Origin of the sequence: Streptomyces sp. NPDC005728 (assembly GCF_040630895.1) — a bacterium.
In the GTDB taxonomy this organism is placed as follows: domain Bacteria; phylum Actinomycetota; class Actinomycetes; order Streptomycetales; family Streptomycetaceae; genus Streptomyces.
Map to the genome: position 1 here is coordinate 1 of NZ_JBEXYL010000213.1, position 6372 is coordinate 6372.

General features: G+C 65.6%; 3 protein-coding genes and 1 pseudogene. 2 read left to right on the top strand and 2 right to left on the bottom strand.

Features of this window, described 5'->3' with window-relative positions:
• Positions 1 to 179: 179 nt before the first annotated feature.
• Entirely contained in the window at positions 180 to 452 is a 273-nt protein-coding gene (locus ABZ471_RS47380) for a DUF6185 family protein (protein WP_359075359.1), read from the bottom strand.
• 169 nt (positions 453 to 621) lie between these two features.
• Between ABZ471_RS47380 and ABZ471_RS47385 the strand changes: the two genes are divergently transcribed.
• A complete protein-coding gene (locus tag ABZ471_RS47385; RefSeq protein WP_359075357.1) occupies positions 622 to 2559 on the top strand; it encodes a S41 family peptidase in 1938 nt (645 codons plus the stop codon).
• Between the two features lie 271 nt (positions 2560 to 2830).
• On the opposite strand, the pseudogene ABZ471_RS47390 reads toward ABZ471_RS47385, so the two are convergent.
• Positions 2831 to 3041: pseudogene (locus ABZ471_RS47390) on the bottom strand (hypothetical protein); the annotation flags it as partial.
• A gap of 344 nt (positions 3042 to 3385) precedes the next feature.
• Between ABZ471_RS47390 and ABZ471_RS47395 the strand changes: the two are divergent.
• On the top strand, positions 3386 to 6157 hold the full coding sequence (locus tag ABZ471_RS47395) for a patatin-like protein (protein WP_359075358.1): 2772 nt from the start codon (positions 3386 to 3388) through the stop codon (positions 6155 to 6157).
• The last annotated feature ends 215 nt before the right edge of the window (positions 6158 to 6372 follow it).

Consider the following 6372-nt stretch of genomic DNA (forward strand, 5'->3'; position numbering starts at 1 on the left):
CGACAGCTACATCGGGCAAGAGAACTACCCGAGCATGCCCGCTGACCACGCTGCCGCACCGCGAAACTCCAAGATCCCCGACAGAGTCAAGCTAATGGCTTCAGGCGAGGCCATCTCTGCGGTGAGAGTCCGCAGCACCAGCGGGGGGCCGCCGCCGGGCAACGTGACGAGTGGACCGGTCACTGCCGCGGCTGCGACATGCCGCCGGACAATTGCCGCCAGAGCAGCACGGCTGCCGTCACCTGGGTGAGAAGGTAGGCGACCTGCGCGGAGACACCCCGCACCTGGTAGATCGACAACAGTAGGCCGTAGCGCGTAGGCCAGAACAGCCTTTCCTCGCTGAAGGTTGCCATGTCCATCCACATGCTCGTGAGCGTGAGGATGATGAGCAGGAGCAGGACGTTCAGGAACGCGTAGCCGACTCCTGCGTCATTGATACTGGCGGCCGGCAGCTGCCAGCCACCCCTTGCTCCGGGCTCAAAAGGGCCCTAGCCAAAGCCGACCTTCAGGGCGGGTCCGTTCAGGCGAAACGGGGATGTCCGGCTCACTCGTCCGCGGGCGGATTCCGATAACTGAGGGTGAAGTCCCCGAACGACCCGTTCCCGCCTCGGGAGGCACACCATGGCACACCCCGCCGACCACTCCGTCCCGGATTTCGTCCCCCACGTCGCCGAACCCGTACGAGAGCATCTGACCGCGGCCACCGCACTGCCCGCCTTCCTCGCGGGCGCCGGCACCCTGACGCTGGCCGAGCGCCGCCTCATCGTCGACCAGGCCCTTCTCATGCTGGACCAGAACTACGTCCACCTGCCGCTCAAGGCCTCCATGTACGCCGTCAACCCGGTGCAGCGCCTACGGGTGCTGCGCCGCCGACTGGAGCGGCAGACCGAGGCGACCAAGCCCCTGGAATGGCTGTTTCACGCCGAGCTGTCGGAGATCTTCCACTCGGTGCGGGACCTCCATACCAACTACCTGCTCCCTGCCCCCTACGCAGGCAAGCTCGCCTTCCTGCCGTTCCTCGTCGAGCGGTACGAAGACGCACAAGGGGAGCACTTCATGGTCACCCACGTGGCCCAGGGCTTCTCCGCCCCGGGCTTCGCGCCCGGCGTCGAGATCACCCACTGGAGCGGGGTCCCCATCGCCAAGGCCGTCGACCTCAACGCCGCCCGCTTCGCCGGCAGCAACACGGCCGCCCGCCGCAGCCGCGGCATCCAGTCGCTGACCCTGCGGCCGCTCGTCATGCATCTTCCCCCATTCGAGGAGTGGGTGACCGTCAGCTACCTCGACACCGACGGCACCGCACGCGAGCTGCGCGAGAGCTGGCGGATCGTGGACAACAACCTCCTCCCGACGTTCGTCCAGGCAGCGGCGCCGACGGGAGCCGCGTTGGCCGTGGGCCTGGACCTCGACATGGACGAGGCCAACCGTGCCAAGGTGATGCTGTTCGCGCCGAAGGTCGTCGCCCGGCAGCAGGCCCTCGAAGCGGGCGAGGCCGCCCCCGAGGTACGAGCCGGCGAGATCTCCTCCTCGATGCCCAAGGTGTTCCGGGCACAGGAGGTGCAGACGGCCGCCGGCACCTTCGGCTACATCCGCATCTTCACCTTCAGCGAACTCAATGTGGAAGGGTTCATCAACGAGTTCGTCAGACTGCTCCGCCAGATGCCGGACCGTGGTCTGATCCTGGACGTCCGGGACAACGGCGGCGGCGTCATCTGGAACTCCGAACTCGCCCTGCAGACCCTCACCCCCCGCCGCATCACCCCCGAGCCGACGCAGTTCATCAACACCCCGCTCAACCTGCGGATCTGCCGCAGGAACCAGGAAGACCTGGGCGCCTGGCTGCCCTCCATGGAGCAGGCCGTGGAGATCGGGGCCACCTACTCCAGCGCCGTGGCCCTCACACCCGAGGACGGCGCCAACGCGATCGGCCAGCAGTACGTCGGCCCGGTCGTCCTCATCACCAGCGCCCGCTGCTACTCGGCCACCGACATCTTCGCCGCCGGCTTCCAGGACCACCAGATCGGCCCCGTCCTCGGCACCGATGAGAACACCGGCGCCGGCGGCGCCAACGTCTGGGAGCACAAACACCTCGTCGACCTCCTCACGGGTGATCCCGAGACGCCGTACCGGCCCCTGCCGAAGGGCGCCGGCATGCGGGTGGCGATCCGCCGCAGCCTGCGGGTCGGCGCGAACTCCGGCACGCCGGTGGAGGACCTCGGCATCACCCCGGACGTCCCCTACCGGATGACCCGCCGGGACCTGTTGGAAGGCAACGCCGACCTGTTCGAGCGCGCAGGGGAGATCCTCAAGGGCCTCACGCCGCACACCGTGAGCATCACGGACGCGACCGCCGCCGACGGTGCGCTGCGCCTCAAGGTCAAGGCCACCAACATCGACCGGCTGGACGTCTACGTCGACCAGCGCCCGCGCGCCTCCGTCGACCTGTCCGACGGCCAGGCCGACGTCACCGTCCCCGACGCGGCCGCCGCTCACTCGGCGCGCGTGGAGGGCTTCGTCGGCGGAGAACTCGTCGCCACCAACACCGCCCGGCTCAACTGACAGTCCAGGCGCGGCCCGTGTGTGAACTCGCAGTAGCCGTGCTCCATCCGCCGGCGCATCTTCGCCCATCGCACCAGGTCGGCGACCGGGATCGTGTGGGGCAGGTTGGTCATCCAGTAGCGGGTCGGCTCGTCGGCTTCTACGGGCTGTTCGACCAACAGGGTCCTCAAGGACAGCACGCCGTTCCAGCGGCTGCGTCCGCCGGCTTGTTCCTTGCCCGACGGCCGTACCTGAAGCAGGGCGAAGTGCCGATCCGGCGGGCGATCTCGCCTATGGCGGCCGGGTCCTTCAGCCGACGCACCGGAGTCGAGGTGGCGGCGATCAATGGGGCGCAGCAGGCGGGCGGCGTCCAGGATGTCGGCGAGGAGGCGCTGGTTGGCGTCGGCGTAGCGGACGGCGTTGGTCAGCACGACTGGGATGCCCAGCTGGTTGGCGATGGTGAGGGTGCGGGCGGCCAGGCGCACTGAGCCGGGACCGGTGCCCGCGAGGCGAGCCAGCAGGTTTCCAGGCGCAGCTGGATGCCGAGCAGCTGCCGCCGCGACCCGAGCTCGCTCCCACGTGGTGCGCACCGCCGTCTCCGACGGAGGCGCGTCCGCCACCACCGGCGATGGGCAGACAGCTGCACCTCCGGCGAGCACGGCCGCACCTGGAGATCACCAACTACCTCACCACCGCACGCATCGACCGGCGGGAGGAGCGACACGCCATCCACTGGCCCGATGTGGTGCGCCTCGGTCTGACCGGAGGTAGCTCCGGTCGGGTGGTCGGCATCCTGGGCGAACAGGTATGTCGGTCAAGTAGCGTCATGAATGATTACTGTGTGTATATGGAGGTTGTCGAGGAGACCCGTCTCGCCCTGGTCCTCAACGGAGGCGTCAGCCTCGCCGTCTGGATGGGGGGTGTCACACATGAACTGGACCTATTGCGGCGGGCATCGCGCAGCTTGCCCTCCGGAGTACCGGACCCCAACGTCAAGGAGGAAGATCAGGCGGCCTTCAAGCTGTGGCAAGACGTGTTGCGTGAGGCTCACACACGGGTCGTGGTAGATGTCGTCGCCGGTACGTCCGCGGGTGGGCTCAACGGCTCGCTCCTCGCCACTGCCATTGGCCGGGGAACGGCTCTGCCTGATCTGCGCACCACCTGGCAGAGCGCTGCTGCCCTCACGGAAGACCGTCTGTTTAAGGCCCCGCCCTACAACAGTCTCCTTGACGGCCAATACTTTGAGGACGAGGTTGGCAGGATCCTGGGCTCGATGTGTGCCAGCGAGCGTGAGGCCGAACCGGTGACGCTCTTCGTCACCGCGACCGCACTGGACGGGCTGCCGGAGTATCTGCGAGACAGCTTCGGAGGTCGGTTCCAGGTCGCCGACCACCGTCGACTCTACAAGTTTCAGCACGATCCGCACGCGGTGGTCTTCCGCAAGGCCAGCGCCGAACGCAATGAGTGGAAACCACAGGCCGAAGGCCGCAGAGACTTCCTCGACAACACGATCCTGGAGCGGCTGCGCCTGGCTGCACGGGCCTCGGCCGGCTTTCCCATGGCCTTCGCGCCCGTGGACGAGTCACCTCTGCTCTCCCAGCGTGTGCGTCCCGCCCCGGAGATCCCCAGCAGAGGTCGAGACCGGGCTAGTTGGATTATTGACGGGGGCGTACTCAACAACGCCCCCTTCGGGCCCGTCCTGGAGGCCATCAGCGACCGGAAGGTGGACGGCCCCGTCCGACGGGTCGTGGTCTACATCGTGCCCTCCAGCGGGATCACAGACCCGCACGAGCGGGAGAAACCACCGTGCAAGGCGACCGAATGGCCGTCGGTCCTCGGTACAGCCATCAGCTATCCACGAGAGGCCGATTTCCGCACCGGCACCTTCGAGTTGCAAGAGCGGATGAGCCGGGAGTCGTTCGACCGTCACCTCGAGCTTTTCCGCAACCAGATCGAAAGAGCAGAGGAGAAGGAGAGAGAAGAAGCCCATAGCGCCCAGGAGGAGCAACGCGAGGGAAAGACGCAGGAGGGGGAGGGAGAGGAAAAGACGCAGGAGGGGAAGAGGGAGGACTTGGTCAGTTTGGCCTCAAGTCTCTTCTTCCACTACCGCAAAAGCCGTATCAGGGGTGCACTCTGGAAGGTACGGCAACTGCGCGAGGAAGGGCGCGGCGTACGATCCCTGGCGCGCATCCGGAACGACGACATCGGCTCGCTCCTCAAGAGCGACCGGAAATTTGAGTGGGTGCCCAAGACCGGGGACGCCCTAAACTCTTCCCTGGATGATCCATGGGCCTGGGGTGGCAGTGTCGCCGAACGCCTGATCTGGACCCTGGTCAGCGACGTCGAACGGCGACTCAAGAACAGCGCCACCGGGCTAGAATCCCGCAGCCAGGATCAGACGGTCCTGACTCAGAGTCTGGGCGAGTTGAGTTCCTGCGTCCGGGTCGTCCGGGCCGTCCAAGAGACCGTCTTCGATCTGATCCGCAACGTGGCCGAGGCTGGCGGCGACCCGGCTCACCGCCTTGATCCAGAACAAGGGGCCACCGAAATACTGAACAGCGTCTACACGAGTCTCGGGGTCGCCAAAGTCTTGCAGGAACAAGTTCAGAGGGCCGTTAAGGAGTACAACAAGGCAGCCCGCGCTGTCGACCCAACAGACCAGCGCACGCAGACGCAACGGGCAAATGAGACACTGAGCTTCTGTCTCGCCGCAGAAGTGGTAGCCCAGGCATGCGCCTCACCAGAGGAACTTGCTGAGCACACGCCGGAGTTCGAGTTCCTCCGTCTCGGTCCGGACGAGGAAAGCCCGCTCTTCCCTCATGACAAATTTGCCCCTCTCGGCGACCGTAAGCTTTACGGCATCCGTCTCAACCACTTCGGCGCATTCATCAAACCCGAGTGGCGCGCATCCGACTTCACATGGGGAAGGCTTGACGCCTCCCACCACCTACTGCGTCTGTTTATCCCCGATCACCAGGATAGGCAGCGTATCGAGACCAGACTCCATCGCAATATCCTCCTTGCCGAAATCTCCAAGGAGCAGATGGAGGAGAACCTCAGGGAACTGGCGGAACCAAACGAGTCAAGACTCTTCAAGCGCTACCTCGACACTCCGGAGGGGCAGTACACATTCGGCAGGACTGTCGAAAAGACCCTGAGCATGCTGTCTGGCAAGGGATCCTCCGCCCGAAGTGCCCCTGCGGAAGCCGGAAAAGTCATGTTCTGGCGCAGCTTTGGCCGTCGGCTGAGATTGAGACCGTTCAGTACCCCGCCACGGCAGTGGCTATCCTCGCTCAACCAACTGGGTCTGTCACGCCTGGTCTCCTCCCCAGCACGTTGGTGGTGGTGGCGGCGTGTTACGAAGAACCCCAAAAGGGCTATGGGTATCACCTTGCGCTCTGCGTTCATGACCGCCGCCTGGGGCATCTTGTTCCCAATCGGTATTGCGGCGCTGGTCCGCTTCCTCACGGACGCCAAGTGGAGCTGGCCGCTCCTACTACTCGCAGCCCCCGCCATTCTGGCAGGCTTGCTCTCTATCGAGTACGCGCTCACCGTGATCACCTACGCGCTCATCTTCCGCGCCCGGCGGCGACGCTGGGAGCGCTGCACCACGAGGTAGCCAGCACCACTTCCATAATGTTGGGGCTCTTTAAACCACGACCACCCCGGCTCGCCGTCCCCACTTGGTTGCAGGCCGATGCGGGAAAGTCAGTCCTACCAATTCTTCGCCAGACGACCACTAGAGATCTTTAATGGCTGGGGTTACGGCGGTTGTAGGTCCAGTCCGGTCTTGGCGATGAGGCCCTCGATGAGGCGGGGACGGTACTGCATCCG

What these genes read in the sequence shown, in the direction of transcription:
- ABZ471_RS47385 (WP_359075357.1), top strand. Translation starts at nt 622, where the DNA reads ATGGCACACCCCGCCGACCACTCCGTCCCGGATTTCGTCCCCCACGTC.
- ABZ471_RS47395 (WP_359075358.1), top strand. Translation starts at nt 3,386, where the DNA reads ATGGAGGTTGTCGAGGAGACCCGTCTCGCCCTGGTCCTCAACGGAGGC.